General features: G+C 65.6%; 15 protein-coding genes and 1 tRNA gene. 11 read left to right on the top strand and 5 right to left on the bottom strand.

The features are described from left to right. The coding region (locus WA762_RS34550) for a thiamine pyrophosphate-binding protein (RefSeq protein ID WP_335937557.1) at positions 1 to 312 on the bottom strand (312 nt) is incomplete at its 3' end. A gap of 216 nt (positions 313 to 528) precedes the next feature. Next, positions 529 to 1,545 carry a DUF2156 domain-containing protein gene (locus WA762_RS34545; RefSeq protein WP_335941543.1) on the bottom strand — a complete coding sequence of 339 codons (1,017 nt, stop codon included), beginning with the start codon at positions 1,543 to 1,545 and terminating at the stop codon, positions 529 to 531. Between the two features lie 359 nt (positions 1,546 to 1,904). On the opposite strand from WA762_RS34545, the gene WA762_RS34540 reads away from it, so the two are divergent. The 5 genes from WA762_RS34540 to WA762_RS34520 are packed head-to-tail and all read left to right on the top strand — an operon-like array spanning position 1,905 to position 6,997. Then, positions 1,905 to 3,041, top strand: coding sequence for an acyl-CoA dehydrogenase family protein (locus WA762_RS34540; RefSeq protein ID WP_335941542.1), 1,137 nt, complete (start codon positions 1,905 to 1,907; stop codon positions 3,039 to 3,041). Positions 3,042 to 3,065: 24 nt separating this feature from the next. Continuing rightward, positions 3,066 to 3,557 (top strand): hypothetical protein, encoded by a 492-nt coding sequence (locus WA762_RS34535; RefSeq protein ID WP_335941541.1) that lies wholly within the window; start codon positions 3,066 to 3,068, stop codon positions 3,555 to 3,557. Further along, entirely contained in the window at positions 3,554 to 4,147 is a 594-nt protein-coding gene (locus WA762_RS34530; RefSeq protein ID WP_335941540.1) for a flavin reductase family protein, read from the top strand. Before WA762_RS34535 ends, WA762_RS34530 begins: the two co-directional genes overlap by 4 nt. A gap of 38 nt (positions 4,148 to 4,185) precedes the next feature. Beyond that, positions 4,186 to 5,163 (top strand): VlmB-like protein, encoded by a 978-nt coding sequence (locus WA762_RS34525; RefSeq protein ID WP_335941539.1) that lies wholly within the window; start codon positions 4,186 to 4,188, stop codon positions 5,161 to 5,163. Between the two features lie 49 nt (positions 5,164 to 5,212). Next, positions 5,213 to 6,997, top strand: coding sequence for a pyridoxal-dependent decarboxylase (locus WA762_RS34520; protein WP_335941538.1), 1,785 nt, complete (start codon positions 5,213 to 5,215; stop codon positions 6,995 to 6,997). Between the two features lie 64 nt (positions 6,998 to 7,061). On the opposite strand, the gene WA762_RS34515 is transcribed toward WA762_RS34520, so the two are convergent. Next, on the bottom strand, positions 7,062 to 7,694 hold the full coding sequence (locus tag WA762_RS34515; RefSeq protein ID WP_335941537.1) for a TetR/AcrR family transcriptional regulator: 633 nt from the start codon (positions 7,692 to 7,694) through the stop codon (positions 7,062 to 7,064). Positions 7,695 to 7,858: 164 nt separating this feature from the next. Here WA762_RS34515 and WA762_RS34510 point away from each other — a divergent pair, with 164 nt between their 5' ends. Further along, positions 7,859 to 9,067 carry an MFS transporter gene (locus WA762_RS34510; protein ID WP_335941536.1) on the top strand — a complete coding sequence of 403 codons (1,209 nt, stop codon included), beginning with the start codon at positions 7,859 to 7,861 and terminating at the stop codon, positions 9,065 to 9,067. A 59-nt stretch (positions 9,068 to 9,126) separates the two neighbouring features. Then, the gene (locus tag WA762_RS34505; RefSeq protein ID WP_335941535.1) at positions 9,127 to 9,603 is read left to right on the top strand and encodes a hypothetical protein; all 477 of its coding nucleotides are present in this window, start codon (positions 9,127 to 9,129) and stop codon (positions 9,601 to 9,603) included. Positions 9,604 to 9,706: 103 nt separating this feature from the next. On the opposite strand, the gene WA762_RS34500 is transcribed toward WA762_RS34505, so the two are convergent. Then, positions 9,707 to 10,531 (bottom strand): AfsR/SARP family transcriptional regulator, encoded by an 825-nt coding sequence (locus WA762_RS34500; RefSeq protein WP_335941534.1) that lies wholly within the window; start codon positions 10,529 to 10,531, stop codon positions 9,707 to 9,709. A gap of 1,504 nt (positions 10,532 to 12,035) precedes the next feature. On the opposite strand from WA762_RS34500, the gene WA762_RS34495 reads away from it, so the two are divergent. Then, positions 12,036 to 12,122: transfer RNA gene (locus WA762_RS34495), tRNA-Asp, on the top strand. A 16-nt stretch (positions 12,123 to 12,138) separates the two neighbouring features. Here WA762_RS34495 and WA762_RS34490 read toward each other — a convergent pair. Beyond that, positions 12,139 to 12,330 carry a hypothetical protein gene (locus tag WA762_RS34490; RefSeq protein ID WP_335941544.1) on the bottom strand — a complete coding sequence of 64 codons (192 nt, stop codon included), beginning with the start codon at positions 12,328 to 12,330 and terminating at the stop codon, positions 12,139 to 12,141. Between WA762_RS34490 and WA762_RS34485 the strand changes: the two genes are divergently transcribed. The 3 genes from WA762_RS34485 to serS are packed head-to-tail and all read left to right on the top strand — an operon-like array spanning position 12,265 to position 15,927. Continuing rightward, positions 12,265 to 13,131, top strand: a complete 867-nt coding sequence (locus tag WA762_RS34485; RefSeq protein ID WP_335941533.1) for a diacylglycerol/lipid kinase family protein — start codon at positions 12,265 to 12,267, stop codon at positions 13,129 to 13,131. The genes WA762_RS34490 and WA762_RS34485 overlap by 66 nt on opposite strands. Positions 13,132 to 13,137: 6 nt before the next feature. Then, the gene (locus tag WA762_RS34480) at positions 13,138 to 14,637 is read left to right on the top strand and encodes an MmgE/PrpD family protein (RefSeq protein ID WP_335941532.1); all 1,500 of its coding nucleotides are present in this window, start codon (positions 13,138 to 13,140) and stop codon (positions 14,635 to 14,637) included. A gap of 9 nt (positions 14,638 to 14,646) precedes the next feature. Next, positions 14,647 to 15,927 (top strand): serine--tRNA ligase, encoded by a 1,281-nt coding sequence (serS, locus tag WA762_RS34475; RefSeq protein ID WP_335941531.1) that lies wholly within the window; start codon positions 14,647 to 14,649, stop codon positions 15,925 to 15,927. Positions 15,928 to 16,356 lie beyond the last annotated feature (429 nt).

Here is a 16,356-nt window from a genome sequence, read left to right as displayed (position 1 = left end):
CGTGGCGCCCGGGCCCGAGGTGGCCATGCACACGCCGACCTTGCCGGTGGCCTGCGCGTAGCCGGTGGCGGCGTGACCCGCGCCCTGCTCGTGACGGACGAGCACGTGGCGCACCCGGGTGGAGTCCATCATCGGGTCGTAGGCCGGGAGGATGGCGCCGCCGGGAATGCCGAATACCGTGTCGGCCCCCACCTCCTCCAGAGAGCGGATGAGGGACTGCGCACCCGTGACGTGCTCAACGGTGGCGGCGGAGGATCCGCCGTTACGGGCCCGCGGCTGGGGATGGTGGGCCCCGGTGGCCTGCTCGGTCATCAGTTGCCTCTCACCTACGGCGCATCACTGTGCGCAGTTGCAAGGAGAGAGTCCAGCTGATGCAAGGCCTCGTCCGCTCCCTGTGCGACTGCACGGTCGTTCGGGTTCCCGCACAACTGAACGAACAGGGTCGCGAGGCGCTCCTGTGTTCCTTCGAGTACGGTGGCGGAATTCTGGTGGACGGGCATCTTTACACCAATCCTGTAGTGAGTTCTTTCACATGGCATTCGCGGCCCGCCAGATGTTGACGAACCCTTCGGCGCTTGCTTTCCCGGGGAATGCGGCGTACTCGGTGAGCACGAGGCTCTGATTCCATTTTTGCTTGTACGCCAGCTGGGACGAGGCCGGGTAGACTACCTGGTTCTCCCACAGGTAGTGCATCAGCCATTTGAACCCCAGGCTGTGGCCGGGCATTTCCCGATCGTCGCTGAGGCTGGTGAACGGCGTGAACCCGAAATGCAGCCAGGGGACTCCCTCGGCTCGGAACACGTCGATCGCCGCCTTATTGACCGCTTCCATGACGCCTGCGGGGCTGTCGGGGAGCCGGCGGCTCAGGTCGTGCATCCAGCCCGGGTTGCTGCCGTAGACCGGGGAGTAGGAGACGTAGCCGACTGCTTCACCGTCGACGTGGCCGATGAACAGGCGACGGTGCTTTTGCATCGCGCCGCCGGTCTGCCCGACCAGGTATTCGAGTGGCCGGGCACCCTCTCCTTTGAGCGGCAGCCACTTTGTGTTGATGCTGTGAACTCCCTCCTGCCACTGCTCGTAGTCGGCCTCGATGATGGTCATGCCGCTGCGCAACGCCCTGGAGATCTTGTTGCGCAGCTGCATGTACCGGGACCCCGCCAGCGTGAAGGTGGTCAGGTCGACGGCGTAGGAAGCACCGACCTGGTTCACGGTGAAGCCTTCACGGGCGTAGATCTCCGCGTCCCGCTTCTGGAGCTGGATGATGGCGAACTTGCGATTTTCGGTCTGGGCGTAGTGAGTGAAGGCCCGGACGAGATCGAGATAGGAATCATCGGGGGCGAAGGGGCCACCGAACTGGATCAAGTATTCTCCCGCCGGTCGGTAGACGATGACTCCTGGCCGGTTCGGGAGAGCAAAGTACGAGTTCCCCTCGTTGACCGCGAGAAAGGAGCTGGGGTTCTCCGATGCGCTGAATTCTTGAATAGCGCTGAGCACATGTTCTACGGAGACATCCGAAGCACTCTGCACTACCTCCCGTTCACCCATGTTGAAAGGCTCCTCGCCTGTCGCTTTTCAGACACTACGGTTCGCTGCAGAGCCCCGGTGCCACGCACCGGGCTGATGTATGCCGGTGCATATCCTGCTGCGCTTCACTCGTGTGCGCAATCCCCGGAAGCACCTGCACAGCGAAGAGGTCAGACGGTTATCACGTACTTGTCAGAATGCCCCTCCTGACGTGCGTGAATTATCAAGCGTCAGGTGAACGTCAGAGGCGCATGCAAGACTGACGGAACGTGCAATAAGCCCGGGGAATTCTATGCCTGGTTCAGCACGGTCCCTTATCTGCTTCCTGTGCCCCTGCCTGGGAGCTGTCTCGTCCAACGGACGCCGGAGGTTAACCCAGAATGCGTTCTCTCGATGCTGCCCGTGATGCGTGCGAGCGCCTTCACCCCGGGCTGCTCAAGACACTGGAGGAACTCCCTCTCCTGGAAAGGGAGACGGCGGACAGCCCGGTGCTGGACATCTTCCGGGCGCATGGCGGGGCGGGCCTGCTCGTTCCCTCCGCGTACGGGGGTAACGAGGCCGACGCCCTTGATGCCGTGCGGGTGACTCGGGCCCTTGGCGCCTGCTCCCCGTCACTGGCGGCGGCCGCGACCATGCACAACTTCACCGCGGCAATGCTCTTCGCGCTCACGGACCGTGTGATCCCTCCCACCGACGAGCAGAAGAAGCTACTCGCCCGGGTCGCTCCGGAGGGGATGCTCCTGGCCTCAGGGTGGGCTGAAGGCAGGACCCAGCAAGACATCCTGAACCCTTCGGTAACGGCCACACCGGTCGACGACGGATTCGTTCTCAACGGATCGAAGAAGCCGTGCAGCCTGTCACGTTCGATGAACATCCTCACCACGAGCGTGATCCTTCCCAACGGGACCGGACAGCCGTCGCTCGCTGTACCGCTGATCACGGCGGACTCGCCAGGCATCTCGGTGCACCCCTTCTGGGAAAGCCCGGTCCTGGCCGGCTCGCAGAGCAACGAAGTCCGCCTGAAGGATGTGCACGTCCCCGAGCGGTTGATCATCCGCGGCACTCCGGACGATCCCAGCCGACTCGACGACCTGCAGACCGCGACCTTCGTGTGGTTCGAGCTGCTCATCACCTCTGCCTATGTAGGCGCCGCCAGCACCCTGACGGAGTTGGTGATGAAGCGGGAACGCGGCTCGGTGACCGACCGGGCCGCCCTCGGTATCCAACTGGAGTCGGCCGTCGGGTTGACCGAGGGGGTGGCCCGCGCAGTGCGCGACGGCATGTTCGGGGAGCAGGCCGTCGCTGCCGCCCTGACCGCGCGGTTCGCCGTTCAGAAGGCTCTGGCGGCAATTTCCGACCAAGCCGTCGAGCTGCTCGGTGGGATCGCGTTCATCAAGTCGCCGGAGGTCGCGTACCTGTCGTCCGCGCTGCACCCGCTGGCCTTCCATCCTCCCGGCCGCACGAGCTCCTCGCCCCATCTGGTCGAGTACTTCAATGGCGGACCTTTGCAGATCTGACGTACGCCGAGGCGGAGTTCAACCATGGATCAGCTCAACTCATTCGAATCGCCCACCACGACCCGCCTGCACCGCGGCGAGTACCTCACCGGCCTGGCAGTGTCGCTCATGGTCTTCATCGCGCACATCGGTGAGGTCCGCTGGCTTCCGGCGGTCCTTCTATTCGTGTACATCGATCTGATCGGGTACATCCCCGGGGCAATCGCCTATCGGCGAAGCCCGGACCACCGTATCCACAAGGCGTATTACGTCCTGTACAACACGATGCACAGCCTGATCACCCAGGGGGCCGTGATAGGGCTGTGGATCTGGATCAGCGGCCCGGAGTGGGCCCTGTTGGTGGTTCCCATCCACTTGTGCGCCGACCGAGGGGTCTTCGGCAACTTCCTCAAGCCCTTCGCCTTGCCGTTCGAGCCCGTGGTCAATGAGGACTTCGCCCGCCTCTCGCGGGGGCTGTTCGCAAAGCAGAACTCCTCGTCGGTGACGGCCGCGCCCGCCGTCGGCTCCCAGCGATGACCCTCTCGACGGCCGCCGCCGACCGCGAGACCACGGCGGCAGCCGATGAGCAGCGGCTGCGCAAGCTGCGGGGACTCACCCGCCAACTGCCCACTGGTGTCGCGGTGGTGACCGTCCAGGACGGCGAGGCAGAGCACGGGGCGACTGTCAGCACCGTCAGCGTGGTGTCGCAACAGCCGCTGCGGATCGGTGTCAGCCTGCGTCGCGGTTCGTATCTGACGGGGCTGATCCGCCGGCGGGGGGTGTTCGCCGTCAACGTTCTGTCCTCCCGGCAGTCGGCCGTGGCCGACTGGTTCGCCAATCCGGATCGGCCGCGCGGTCGGCGTCAGTTCGACTACGTCCGGTGGGCAGCGCATCCGAACGCCGGGATGCCCGTCCTGGAGGACGCCCTCGTCAATTTCCAGTGCCGCCTGGCCAGTCTGATCCCCCTGGGGTCCAGCGACGATCTGCTGGTCGCCGAGGTCCTCGACGGCCAAGGGCGGGCTGGCAGGCCTCTGGTCAACTTCGACGGACGGCTACACGACGTCGAGTTTCGCGACGTCGTGCGCGTGAGCCGGAGCCAGCCCAGCGGTGTCACCTCCCTCGAGTAGCACCCCTTCGTAGGTAACTCCTGAAAGGTAGAGCCAACATGACCCACTCCCTTCCGCCCGAGACCGACTGGGACCAGGCGCCGGGGCTGCTCGACGGAGCGATGAACCTGGACCTGTCCGCGCAACACTGCGATCTGGCGTACTGGCTCAGCGGTGTCGCCCAGGGAACCCTGCGGGACCGGGCCAGGACCGGGCACACCACGGCCGAGATCACCCCGGAGCACATGCGCACGGACGGGCCCCTGCGGAATGCCCAGATCCTGGAGCTGGGCTGTCGGTCGGTGGCCGAGGAGCAGGGGACCCGGGTGCTGGCGTACTACGTCGCCAACGCCACCGGAATCGCGGAGATGGACTTCTTCGCCACGCAGCTCATGGACGAGGCCCGGCACTCGATGGTGTTCCGCAATCACCTCGTCGAGATGGGTGTGCCCGCCGACGACCTGCACTCCACGATCGCCGCGTTGTCCGCGGACTACAAGCAGGACGTGCTCGACCCAATTCTGGACTTCGCCCTGCACGCCGTACGCGACGAGGGCGACTTCATCGGAGGCGTGGCAGTCTTCACCATCATCATCGAGGGCGTCCTGGCGCCGGCGGCCGAGCTCAGCGAACGCAAGTGGAGCCTGATCGATCCCGCGGCCAGCGCCATCGCCCGCGGCGCAGCCATCGACGAGATCCGTCATCTCACCGTCGGCAGCTCCATCGTGCGCGAGCACCTGCTGGCTCAGCCCGGCTACCGGACTCGGCTGATGGACATCATCAAGCGGGGCCGAAAGCTGTGGGACGAAATCCCCGACAAAAAGTACATCCTGGAGCGCGAGCACCTCTTCCAGGAGGGCATGCACCAGCACGCCGACCTCATCGGCGACTACGAGGTGTGGCCCGGACAGCGCCTGCTGGCGACCACCGCAGAGGAGCGCTACGCCACCGCCGAGGCCTGGACGGACAAGATGGCCGCTGCCCGTCTTTCGTACATGGGCCTGGACGAGGCCGTGGAGATCCTCCGCCTGACGTGACACCGGACCGCGGCGCTCCCGAGCCGTTTCGCTGTGAAAGGACATCGTCGTGTCAACTTCCTCCGCTCCCTCCGGGCCGGATCTGCCCTTCGGGCCCGAGGACATGCCATGGCAGAAAGCCTTCAGCAGGCTGCGGGCGGTGGACGGCGTGCCGCATGTCACCGCGCCATCCAGTGACCCCCGGGAGATCTACATGGACGTCCCGGAGGTCCCTTTCGCCAAGGTCCAGATTCCCCCGGACGGAATGGACCAGCAGCAGTACGCAGAGGCCGAGGGTCTCTTCCGCCGTTACGTGGACGCCCAGACCCGCAACTTCGCCGGCTATCAGGTCACCAGTGACCTCGACTACCAGCATCTCAGTCACTACCTCGACCGGCACCTGAACAACGTCGGTGACCCCTATGAGTCCAGTTCCTACACCCTGAACTCGAAGGTCCTGGAGCGAGCCGTCCTCGACTACTTCGCCTCTCTGTGGAACGCCAAGTGGCCCCACGACGCGAACGATCCGGAAACGTACTGGGGCTATGCGCTGACCATGGGGTCCAGCGAGGGCAACCTGTACGGGCTGTGGAACGCACGGGACTACCTTTCAGGCAAACTGCTGCGGCGCCAGCACCGGGAATCCTGTGGCGAGGCTGCCTCCGTCGTCTACACGCAGGCGCTGCGGCACGAGGGACAAAGCCCGCATGCCTATGAGCCCGTGGCGTTCTTCTCGCAGGACACGCACTACTCGCTCACCAAGGCCGTGCAGGTCTTGGGCATCGACACCTTCCACAGCATCGGCAGCTGCCGGTACCCGGATGAGAACCCGCTCGGGCCGGGCACTCCGTGGCCGACCGAGGTGCCCTCGGTCGACGGTGCCATAGATGTCGACAAACTCGCCCTGCTGGTCCGTTTCTTCGCGGCCAGGGGCTACCCGATCCTGGTCAGCCTCAACTACGGGTCGACGTTCAAGGGCGCCTACGACCACGTCCCGTCAGTGGCCCGGACCGTGCGGGAAATCTGCACGCAGTACGGTCTGGACCGGCGGCGGGTGTACCACGATCGCGGCACGGACAGTGCCTTCGACGAGCGCAGCGGATTCTGGATCCACATCGATGCCGCGCTCGGAGCAGGTTACGCCCCGTACCTGCAGATGGCCCGGGACGCCGGTATGGTCGACGAGGCGCCGCCCGTCTTCGATTTCCGGCTGCCCGAGGTGCACTCGCTGACCATGAGCGGTCACAAGTGGATGGGAACGCCCTGGGCGTGCGGTGTCTACATGACACGGACCGGGCTGCAGATGACCCCGCCGAAGTCGTCCGAGTACATCGGGGCAGCGGACACCACGTTCGCCGGGTCCCGCAACGGCTTCTCGTCGCTGCTGCTGTGGGACTACCTGTCCCGGCATTCGTACGACGATCTGGTGCGTCTGGCCGCCGACTGCGACCGACTGGCCGGCTACGCGCACGACCGGCTGCTGGCCTTGCAGGACAGGCTCGGCATCGACCTGTGGGTGGCCCGCAGTCCGCAGGCCCTCACGGTGCGGTTCCGTCAGCCCGGTGCGGACATCGTCCGCAAGTACTCGCTCTCGTGCGAGACGGTCTATGAGGACGGCGAGGAGCGGACCTACGTCCATCTGTATGCCGTTCCCCACCTCACCCGGGAACTCGTCGACGAGCTGGTGCGCGACATGCGTCAGCCGGGTGCCTTCGCCTGTGCCGATTCACCGGCGGGCGGTGCGTGGGGCGGGGTGATCGATGTCCTGGGCCGTCCCGACTCCGACGGAGCGTATGTCGGTGTCCTGACCGCTCCGGCACCCGGTGCCGGCCCCGAGGACGGCGGGGCGGACTGACCGCTCTTCCTTCGTTGCGGCGCCGTGGACCGGTCCAGGCTGGTCCACGGCGCCATTGTCGTCCTCAGACCGGTGCGGGTGTAGCCACATAGGTGTGGTCGCCCAGCGCGCGGTGCATCAACTCAGAGACCAGGGCGATCACTTGGGGCTCGTCGATACCGTCGCTGTTCTGGGCGATGAGGTCGTCCAGCAGGCCGTCGGTGGCGTGGTATGCCATGCGGAAGGCGAGGCGTGTGTCGAGTGCCTGGAATGCGCCTGCGTGCGTGCCCTGTTCGACGAAGTCGCACATCAGGTCAATGGCCCGCTGGTTGGCCTGCCGGCACAGTTCGAGGGCCTTGGCGTTGGCCGAGCCGTAGACGATCCGGTGGAGTTCGGCGTTCTTCAGCGCGTGCCCGATCAGGGCGCTCATCACCCGGTCGATGGTGGGCCACCAGGCATCGCTCTCCGCGAGGATCTCCCGTGCCGTGGAGACGATGGCGTCGACGTAACGCTCCCACAGGGCGCCGAGCAGGTGGTCCTTGGACTCGAAATAGAGATAGAAGGTGCCCTTGCCGATCTCGGCGGCGTCGGCGAGTTCGGAGATGGTGGCACGCTCGAAGCCCGTGGTGCCGAACACCCGCTCGGCCGCGCGCAGGATGTCGTCCCTGCGGTCGTCGGGGCTCTTGGTAACCCGCTTGCGCCGTGCCTTCGCCGGCATGCCCACCTCCGTTCGAGCGACGGTGCCGAACCCATCCTATCTGACCGGCGGTCGGTCACCAGTTGACTGACTACTGGTCATTTGATTGACTGACCGTCGGTCATGGTTTGTGGCCCTGAGGATGCCGCGAGCCACCCGCGGCGAGACAAACTTTCGAGGACGAGATGACGACGGAACCACTGGCGGCTCCCGTCAGCGCCAAGGCCACCACGGGGAGCCCGGTCCGCTTCTGGGCGACCGCCTACACGCTGCTCTTCCTGCTCACCGGCACGAACCTGCCCACCCCCTTATATCGCGGGTATGAGCGCTTATTCGGATTCTCCCCGCTCATGGTGACGTTGATCTTCGCGGTGTATGTGGCCTCGCTGATCCCCTCCTTGCTGATCGCCGGGCCCCTGTCCGACTCCATCGGCCGCCGCAAGGTGCTGCTGCCGGCCGTGCTGCTGGCCGCGCTCGGCTCCCTGGCGTTCGCGCTCGCTGACAACGTCGCCTGGCTCTTCGCCGCCCGTCTGCTGCAGGGCCTGGCCGTGGGCGCGGCATCCGGCGCGCTCACCGCGGCACTGAGCGAGCTCGAACCCAGCGGCGACCGGCGCCGGGCCGCCCTGGTATCGACCGTCGCCTCCGTCGGCGGGCTGGGGGCCGGCCCGCTGATCGCAGGCCTGCTCGCCCAGTACGCCCCGTCGCCGTACGTCCTGCCCTTCGTCGTGGAAATCGTGCTGCTGGTACCTGCAGCCGTCACCATGGCCACCCTGCCCACGTCCCGGCCCTCCACCAAGTGGCGCCCACGCCGTCCCTCCATCCCTGCCTCGATGCGCGGCGCGTTCGTCTCCAGCGGTACGGCCAGCTTCCTGGCCTTCTCCGTGATCGGACTGTTCCTGAGCCTGGTGCCGACCTACGTCACCAAGCTTTCCGGCAGCGGCAACCTCGCCCTGGCCGGTGGTGCAGTAGCGCTGATGCTCGCCTGTTCCGTGGCCGCCCAGATCGCAGCGTCAGGCCGCCAGGCGCTCGGTATCCAGATCACCGGCCTAGTCCTGCTGGCTGTCGGCCTGGTCCTGCTGGCGGTAGCCGGCGGCGCCGGCTCACTCGTCCTGCTGCTGGCCGCCACCGTCATCGGCGGCGTCGGGCAGGGGCTGGCCTTCCTCGGCGGTATCACCGAAATCAACCGGCTCGCCCCCAAGGACCGGCACGCGGACGTGCTCTCGAGCTTCTACGTCGTCATCTACCTCGGCGTCGGCGTCCCCGTCATCGGTGTCGGCTTCCTGGCCACGTCGACCGGCCTGCTGACGGCTGTGCAGCTCTTTGCCGCAGTCGTAGCCGTACTGTGCCTACTGGACACGCTCGCGCTGGCCCGCAAGCGCCGCGAACTCGCCTGAGCGATCCAGGCCGTTTCACCAGCCCTTCCTACCCCTTCACAGAACGACGGGCCACACCCATGGATATCACCGCACTCGCCTCGGAATACGACAGCCTGATCGCCCAGGCCGAGGCCATCACCGACACCACGCCGCTCGAGGCAGCGACGCGCGCCGATGTCGACTGGCGACTGTGCCACATCGCACTGGCCGACCGGATCATCACCACCGCACTCCGCGAGCAGATCAACGGCCACCCCGCCACCGTCGACAATCAGCCCTCGATGGACCCCGACCGGATCAAGAAGATGATCAGCACCACCACGCATGCGCAGCGCGTCGACAGCGTGCGTCGCAACTGGGCGGAACTGCGGTCCCTGCTGGTGGCATGCTCCCCCACGGACACTCAGGCCCGGCTCACGCTACGTATGCACGACCGCGACGGGGAGTACGTGAGTGACTCGGTACTCACCTGGTCCGACCTGATCGAGATGCGGACGACCCGGCACATCCCCGGACACCGTGACGCCCTCGCACAAGCCGCGCCTCAGGCATAACGCCAGGCGCACTGACCGGAAGTGGGCCCCCGAGCCGGCGAAATTCCCCCGGGCCGGCGGCGGGGAGCCCACTTCCTCTCCGCTGAGACCGGCCTCAAAACAGTCAGCGCCGGGTCGGATGGGGAGGCAGAAGAGCCCGTTGTGAACCTGCCAGGCCCAGGACGGAACTCCAGTTGAGGACAGGATCCTGCTCGAGCACCGCCCGCTCGTAGGCCTGCATCGCCGGCGACGGAGCAAGCCCGAGTTCCTCGGACAGCCCCCGCCTCAAGTCTCGGTACACCTGCAGAGCTTCGGTCTGACGCCCGGCCCGGTACAGAGCGACCATCAGCTGCTGATGAAGCCGCTCCCGGTAGGGATGTGTGATCAGGAACTTGCGCAGTTCGGGGATGACACGGTCGTGCTGTGCGTCGTCCAGCTGGCAGTCGAAGAGCCTTTCCTGCACCGCAAGGCGGGCTTCTTCGTAACGGGCCGCTGCGGCCTGGCAGATCGCTCCGCCGACCGGGCCGCCGAAGACACTGCCGCTCCACAGGTTCAGCAGGCGTTGGCACTCCGTAGCGATCTCCGCCGGCGTGCCGGACGCATCCTTCAGGCGTTCATACCCCTGGGTGAAGACAAGGGCATCCAATTGGCCATCGTCGAGAACGAGACGGTATCCGCCGGGGTGGGTGACCAGTTGCGATGCACCGGTGTCCTTCTCCAGCAACGTCAGCTTCCGCCGGAGGCGACTTATGTGTGCATGAACAGCGTTCTCGACCATGTCGGGCGGCTCGCTCCCCCAAATCTCGTCGATGAGCTTCTCAGCGGGCACCAGATGCCCTTCGCTGATCAGGAGGGTGGCCAGCAGCGCGCGCTGGAGCGCGCCCTTGGGCCGGATCGTGCAGCAAGGCGAGTGAATCGCGATGGCACCCAAGATCTGGAACTTCAGCATCACTGCTCCGTGGAGGAAGAGGACGGGGCACCCCTCACCATGGGCAGGGGAGCCGCCGTGGGGAGGGACCGTGGGGGCACATGTCATGGACGCGTTCTGATGGCCAGGCACGGCGCCTCGCCCTGGAGGTTGGGTTGCTCCAGGCGAGCCGATGTTCGGCTGCGAGTTCTCCTCGGCGTCGCTCGCGGCAAGCGGCAATACGCAATCAGCCCCCCGCTCGACAACCCTGACGGCCAGACCGGGTCGGTATGCCACTGGCTAGGGCCGAAGGTGCGCCATTACCCCTCCCAGCGAACCACTGACCGACCGTCGGTCAGGATCGATAGTTTCATCCGACATGAGTCAGGTCAACAACGCATTACAGTCAGTGACAACGCTCCGTAACATCGCTGGCCGCTTCCCTGACCTGGCGTGCCCGAACCGCCCAAACCGTCACGCCCGCGAGGAAGGAGGCTTTCCTTCCCCACTGCAGGCCGCCGGGCAGGCCTTCTCCTCTGCGTCGGGGCTCTCCCTGAGCCAGCCGCCCGGCTCCGGCTCCGGCTCCGGCTCACCGAGCTGCTTCACGGACAGCAATGAAGTAACCATGGGAAACATGAGCGTCTCGGCAGACCTCTCCCTACCCGGTTGGGCCGCACGCCTCAGAGCGGCCATTCCTGCCAGCAGCACAACCGTCCGGACGCGACGAGGCCATGGCCAGCGGATCCCCCTCCCCCGTCATGCGCGGCAACGGACTTCCCGGCCGCCTTAGTAATCACCACTCTCATCGAACAAAAACTCCGCCCCCTCATCGTCCGACGAATCTGGCGTGATCACTTCTGACTCTGGCCGACCACCGCAGCGTCCCATCGCAGCACAGAACCGCTCTGGGCCTGGCCAAGGCCCGGTACCCCCCAGGGGATCGAGTCGTGGCGGCCCGCCCCCTGCCTGCTGATGTCCATGAGTGTGCAGTGCGCTCCTCCGCCCGAACTGCCCAACCGAGCAGGCAGCGACGCGGGGTCGCCATGAAGCCGGACATCGGGACCGCCGAGATCGTACGGACATGGATCCGCACGGCCTGACGGCTGTTGCACCGCGATGGCCGACAGCCGTCACCGGCATGGCACTGCAATGCCGGACCGTGCGGAACAGCAATCAGCCCAGGACCTGGCACTGGTTGCGGAGGCGAGCGATGCTGGTCGGCCGTTGCGGGGCCTGCGGGGTGGTTCAACTCCTTTCGGGGAAGCCAGTTTGGAATTCTGTGAGCGTTGCCGACGGAGCTGATCGAGCCCTCGAGAACCTACACGCTGAAGGTGGCGCGCATCGGCTGCCCGCATTCGAGAATTGACGCCCCTTGGGCATGCCTCATACAGACGTCCGGGCTCCCCGACGCCACATCTTGAAGGTCAATAATTCCAGTCGCATGCTAGGAAATCTGATGTCAGAAAGGCGTCAGACACCTGTCAGAGCCATAGGGCAGAGTACCCATCAACAGCGCGACGGCGACTCAATCACCGGACCGCTTAAAGGAGAGGTGCCCGTAGTGGCCTATCGGGGTCCGGGTATCAACTCGGTCGGGCTTCGGCCCACGCAGGTTCGAATCCTGCCCTCTCCGCGCAGCGATGTCTATCTTAATTTCTCTTGTGGATCGCGGTGACTTCATGGCTGGCAATGGTCTCCCTCGCGGTCGACAGCGTCGTGTAATCATCATCGCGAACCCCGCCGCTGGTTCCACGACACGCGCTCGCGTTGCCTCGATGGAATCCTTGTGCGCAGACCTCTCCGGGCACGTTGATGTTTTCTGGACGCAACACGAGGGTCATGCAACCGATTTCCTCGGTTCCCTACTGAAAGAGAGCGCACCGAGTGCCGACCTTCCTGACGTACTTATCTCCGTAGGTGGAGACGGAACTCTGCGCGAGGTTGTGGACGGAATTCGCCGCGGTACGCACCGCCCGACCTTGATGGTCATGCCGGGCGGAACGGGCAACTCGAACTACCGCTCTCTTTGGGATGACATTCCCTGGGACGCTGCTCTGCGTTCTGCACTCACCGGCGACGCGGGAGAGGTGCGTAAGCTGGACCTCGCCCGGATCAGCTCTCCGGAACGGCTTGTCGTACTCGGGGTCAGCACGGGCCTCTTCGCGGCTGCCACCGCAGAATCCCGCTCAATTCTGGTACCGGGGCGCGACCGATATCAGGAAGCCATCTCGAAGGCGCTGAAAAAATACAGACCGTACCTGGGTCGAGTGCTGGTCGACGGGAGGGTCGTCCACTCAGGGGCCACGACGCTCGTGAATGTGGGCGGCGGGCGGCACCGTGCTGGTGTCTACAACATCTTGCCTCGCTCCCTTCCCGATGACGCGCTCCTAGATGTCTGCGTGCTCGATGCCTCGTTGCCGGCCCGGACGGCGCTGGACCTGATGCGGACCGGCGAGCACGTGGGGCACCCCGGCGTCACCTACGCCCGCGGCGCCGAGATAGCGCTGGAACGCACCGATGGAAGCCCCCTGCATTTCGAGAGCGACGGGGAAGTCGTGACGAGTAACCGCCACAGCATCACCATCGAGGTCCTGCCCGGCGTGGTGCCAGTCTTCGCGCGTGATCAGCGCCAAGGCGGGTGACGGGACGTGGACACAGAGTCCGGGGCTGACAGAAGCGCTCGCGGCCGGTTGGCGTTGCTCGCCGAGTGGGCGAGCTCCCTCCAACTCAGCGAAGTACCCACCCGTGTACAGAATTTCGCAGCCAGCCACATCCTGTCCCAGCTGGCCGCCATCCGTTCTGGCCTCGGCCAGGAGGACGGCAAGCGGCTCGCAAGGGCACTCGGCCGGCCCTGGCAGGACGACGTGGCGCAGTCGGCCCGCGTGCTGTCCGCCGCCGGGGCATGGCTGAACCTCGATGACACCGCATACGCAGGACACCTGGGGCCATCGACGGTGGGAGTCCCGCTCGCCTACGCACATCATCTGCGCCTGTCCGGGCGCGAACTGCTCCGTGCGGTGATCGTCGCCAACGAATGTGCAGCTCGAGTGACGGCGGCAGCGACCCTTGGCCCATTCCGCGGCCAGACCGCGCTCCATACCCATGTGGTGGGGGCGGTCGCAGGCCGGCTTGCCTGCGAGCGTGCTCCCGCCGACGTATGGACGGACGCTTTGGCTCTTGCCCTAAGCGCACCTCCATGGACCTTGATGCGCGGGTTTGTCACCACAGACGCCCGGCTGTTGCATGTTCCCGTGGGCGTCCGCATGGGACTGGACGCATGCGATGCGGCGCACGGAGGGCTGCACGGAGCGGCGGACGTTCTCGAGCACGAGGACGGCTTCCTCCACCAGTTCGCTGACGTACCGCTTCCCGAAGCCGTCACTCTCGGACTGGGACAGCGCTGGCACACCGAGACCCTGTCCTTCAAGCTCCACCCAGGCGGCCCAGGAATCGACGCAGCGATCGACTGCGCCATCGATCTGCACGATCGAATCCCTGCGTACGACGTGAAGGACGTGGAGGAAGTCCTCGTCGAGGGATCGCTGTACACGATGTATGCGGCCCGGAAGGCGGAGCCCTACCTGGCCGGCCCGAACACACCGATCGGCGCACTCGTTCTGACTACTCCCTATCCCGTGGCGACGGCCCTGCTAACGGGGCGGCTGTCCGTCCACGACTTCTCCCTGCCCGCAGTCGGAGAGGCCGACCGCTGGGCCCTCGCCGAAAAAGTACGACTCGTCCACGACCGCGGGATGACGCGCACGCTGATGCGAGGTGACGCCCCCTTCGGCGAGGCGCTGCGGCAGGCGGGCGGGCGAGCCTGCGCCTGGCTCCGCTGCTTCGGGGGCCAGGACCTCGTCGACCTGGTGGGGAACGTCGGAGACCCCTCGGACGACTTCACTGAGGCCGTCAAGCCCACACCCGCGCGAGTCAACGTGCGTATGACCGATGGCAGGTCCTACACCCAGCATCGCTCGATTCCGCGCGGCGGCATCGGGCCTGGTCTCCGAACCGACCACCAGGAACTGGTCGCCGAGAAATGGAGCGAGGCCGGTGGCTCCGAGCACGTGGTCGCGGCCTGCCTGGACCTCGTCGGTGTCGGCCCCGACCAACTGGCCAGATTGCTCGAAAGTGCCCTCGCCGGTTAAGGAGACATCGTGCACGATCCTCAGGAGTTGCTGCGTCCGGATGCCCAGGCCGAACACCGGCTGAGCAGACGCCGCTACGTCCTTGACGCGGATGCCTTGAACAAGCTTGTCCGGCAACGCGCAGAGGCCATCACGCACAGAGAGTCCTTGCGAGGAAGGCTCAACTCGGTGACCCGCAAGCTGGCAGAGCAACGCGGCGCCAGAAATCAGAACGACCTCGACACCGCGAAAGAGCTGAAGAGCCAGATACGATCGGCAGACGAGGCGCAGCGCAGCGCCAACGGCGAGTTGAACAGCTTCTTGCTGGCAATTCCCAACGTCCCCTCGTACGAAGCCCCCGACGGCGGCCCAGAGGATCCACCGGTCGAGATCCGACGATGGGGCCGGCAGCCGGCCTTCGATTTCGCACCGCGCGACCATGTCGACCTGGCCACGTCTGCCGGCCTCCTCGACCTGTCCCGGGCCAGCAAGCTGTCCGGGTCCCGTTTCGCGGTATTCCGCGGTGCAGGGGCGATGCTCGAGCGCGCGCTCACCTCATTCCTGCTGGACCTGCACACCAAAGAACACCGGTACCTCGAGCACAGCGTTCCCTGCCTCGTGACACCGGAGACGATGACAGGAACGGGTCAGCTGCCCAAATTCGCGGACGACCTGTTCGCCACCAGGGTCGCCGACCGCAACCTGTACCTGATCCCCACAGCAGAGGTTCCCCTTGTCAACCTCTACAGCAATGAAACTCTAGGCGAAGACGACCTCCCGCTGAGCCTCACGGCCCATACGGCGTGCTTCCGCTCAGAAGCCGGATCCTACGGCCGAGATACCCGCGGAGTGATCCGCCTCCACCAGTTCGCCAAAGTGGAACTCGTGCGGCTGTGTCTGTTGGAGGATGCGGAGGAACAACTTCAACTCCTGCTGGCCCACGCCGAAGGATGCCTCCAGCGCCTTGGACTCCACTACAGGGTCATAGACCTCCGTGCCGGCGACCTCGGCTTCTCCGCCCGCCGCACCTTCGACATCGAGGTCTGGCTACCGAGCCAGCAGCGCTTCCGCGAGATCTCCTCCGTATCTGACTGCGGAGACTTCCAGGGACGCAGAGCCGGCATCCGGGTCAAGCGGGGCACCACAAAGGAGTACGCCGCCACGCTGAACGGCTCGGGACTCCCCATCGGCAGGACGGTAGTAGCCCTCCTCGAACAGAACCAACGTAGCGACGGCTCGATCGAGGTCCCTCCAGCGCTCGTCCCCTACACCGGATTCCGCACCATCAATCCCGACGGAACCACCATCTGAGCAGGGCCAGAAACTGGCACGCCGGCCTGCACTCCGGTCGGGGGTGCAGGCTCCCTCAACGCAGGATCTGACGGTCGGGGAACCGACACGAGATGACCGAGACTGCACCGGTCACGGCCGGCCAGGGCATCTCAACGAGATCGTGTTACGAGCTCTAACGACCCCGAGCCCACCACACAGGTCCGCACCAACAGAACCTCACGACATCAGCACCAGCGACAACACCCCGGACACGCTCCACGAAGACCAAGAAACAAAGGAGATACGACAAACACGACACCAGCTAACACGGCCTCATGTCACCAAAAAATCCGGAGAACTGTCACCATGACCAACCGACCCAACCACCCCTTGAACAGCACCAATACACTTAAACATAAGTGACACACAAAACCGAACATCCCAGTGACATCACAGCCGAACCTCACA

This window comes from Streptomyces tyrfis (genome assembly GCF_037034285.1).
Lineage (GTDB): Bacteria > Actinomycetota > Actinomycetes > Streptomycetales > Streptomycetaceae > Streptomyces.
This window is presented reverse-complemented; position numbering and strand designations above follow the sequence as displayed.

Bases quoted from the DNA above. Each gene is read 5' to 3' on its own strand.
- WA762_RS34490 (WP_335941544.1), bottom strand. From the start codon at position 12,330: ATGACCCTCGTGTTGCGTCCAGAAAACATCAACGTGCCCGGAGAGGTC.
- WA762_RS34515 (WP_335941537.1), bottom strand. From the start codon at position 7,694: ATGCCGGCGAAGGCACGGCGCAAGCGGGTTACCAAGAGCCCCGACGAC.
- WA762_RS34500 (WP_335941534.1), bottom strand. From the start codon at position 10,531: ATGCTGAAGTTCCAGATCTTGGGTGCCATCGCGATTCACTCGCCTTGC.
- WA762_RS34485 (WP_335941533.1), top strand. From the start codon at position 12,265: ATGGAATCCTTGTGCGCAGACCTCTCCGGGCACGTTGATGTTTTCTGG.
- WA762_RS34530 (WP_335941540.1), top strand. From the start codon at position 3,554: ATGACCCTCTCGACGGCCGCCGCCGACCGCGAGACCACGGCGGCAGCC.
- WA762_RS34545 (WP_335941543.1), bottom strand. From the start codon at position 1,545: ATGGGTGAACGGGAGGTAGTGCAGAGTGCTTCGGATGTCTCCGTAGAA.
- WA762_RS34535 (WP_335941541.1), top strand. From the start codon at position 3,066: ATGGATCAGCTCAACTCATTCGAATCGCCCACCACGACCCGCCTGCAC.
- WA762_RS34525 (WP_335941539.1), top strand. From the start codon at position 4,186: ATGACCCACTCCCTTCCGCCCGAGACCGACTGGGACCAGGCGCCGGGG.
- WA762_RS34505 (WP_335941535.1), top strand. From the start codon at position 9,127: ATGGATATCACCGCACTCGCCTCGGAATACGACAGCCTGATCGCCCAG.
- WA762_RS34540 (WP_335941542.1), top strand. From the start codon at position 1,905: ATGCGTTCTCTCGATGCTGCCCGTGATGCGTGCGAGCGCCTTCACCCC.
- WA762_RS34510 (WP_335941536.1), top strand. From the start codon at position 7,859: ATGACGACGGAACCACTGGCGGCTCCCGTCAGCGCCAAGGCCACCACG.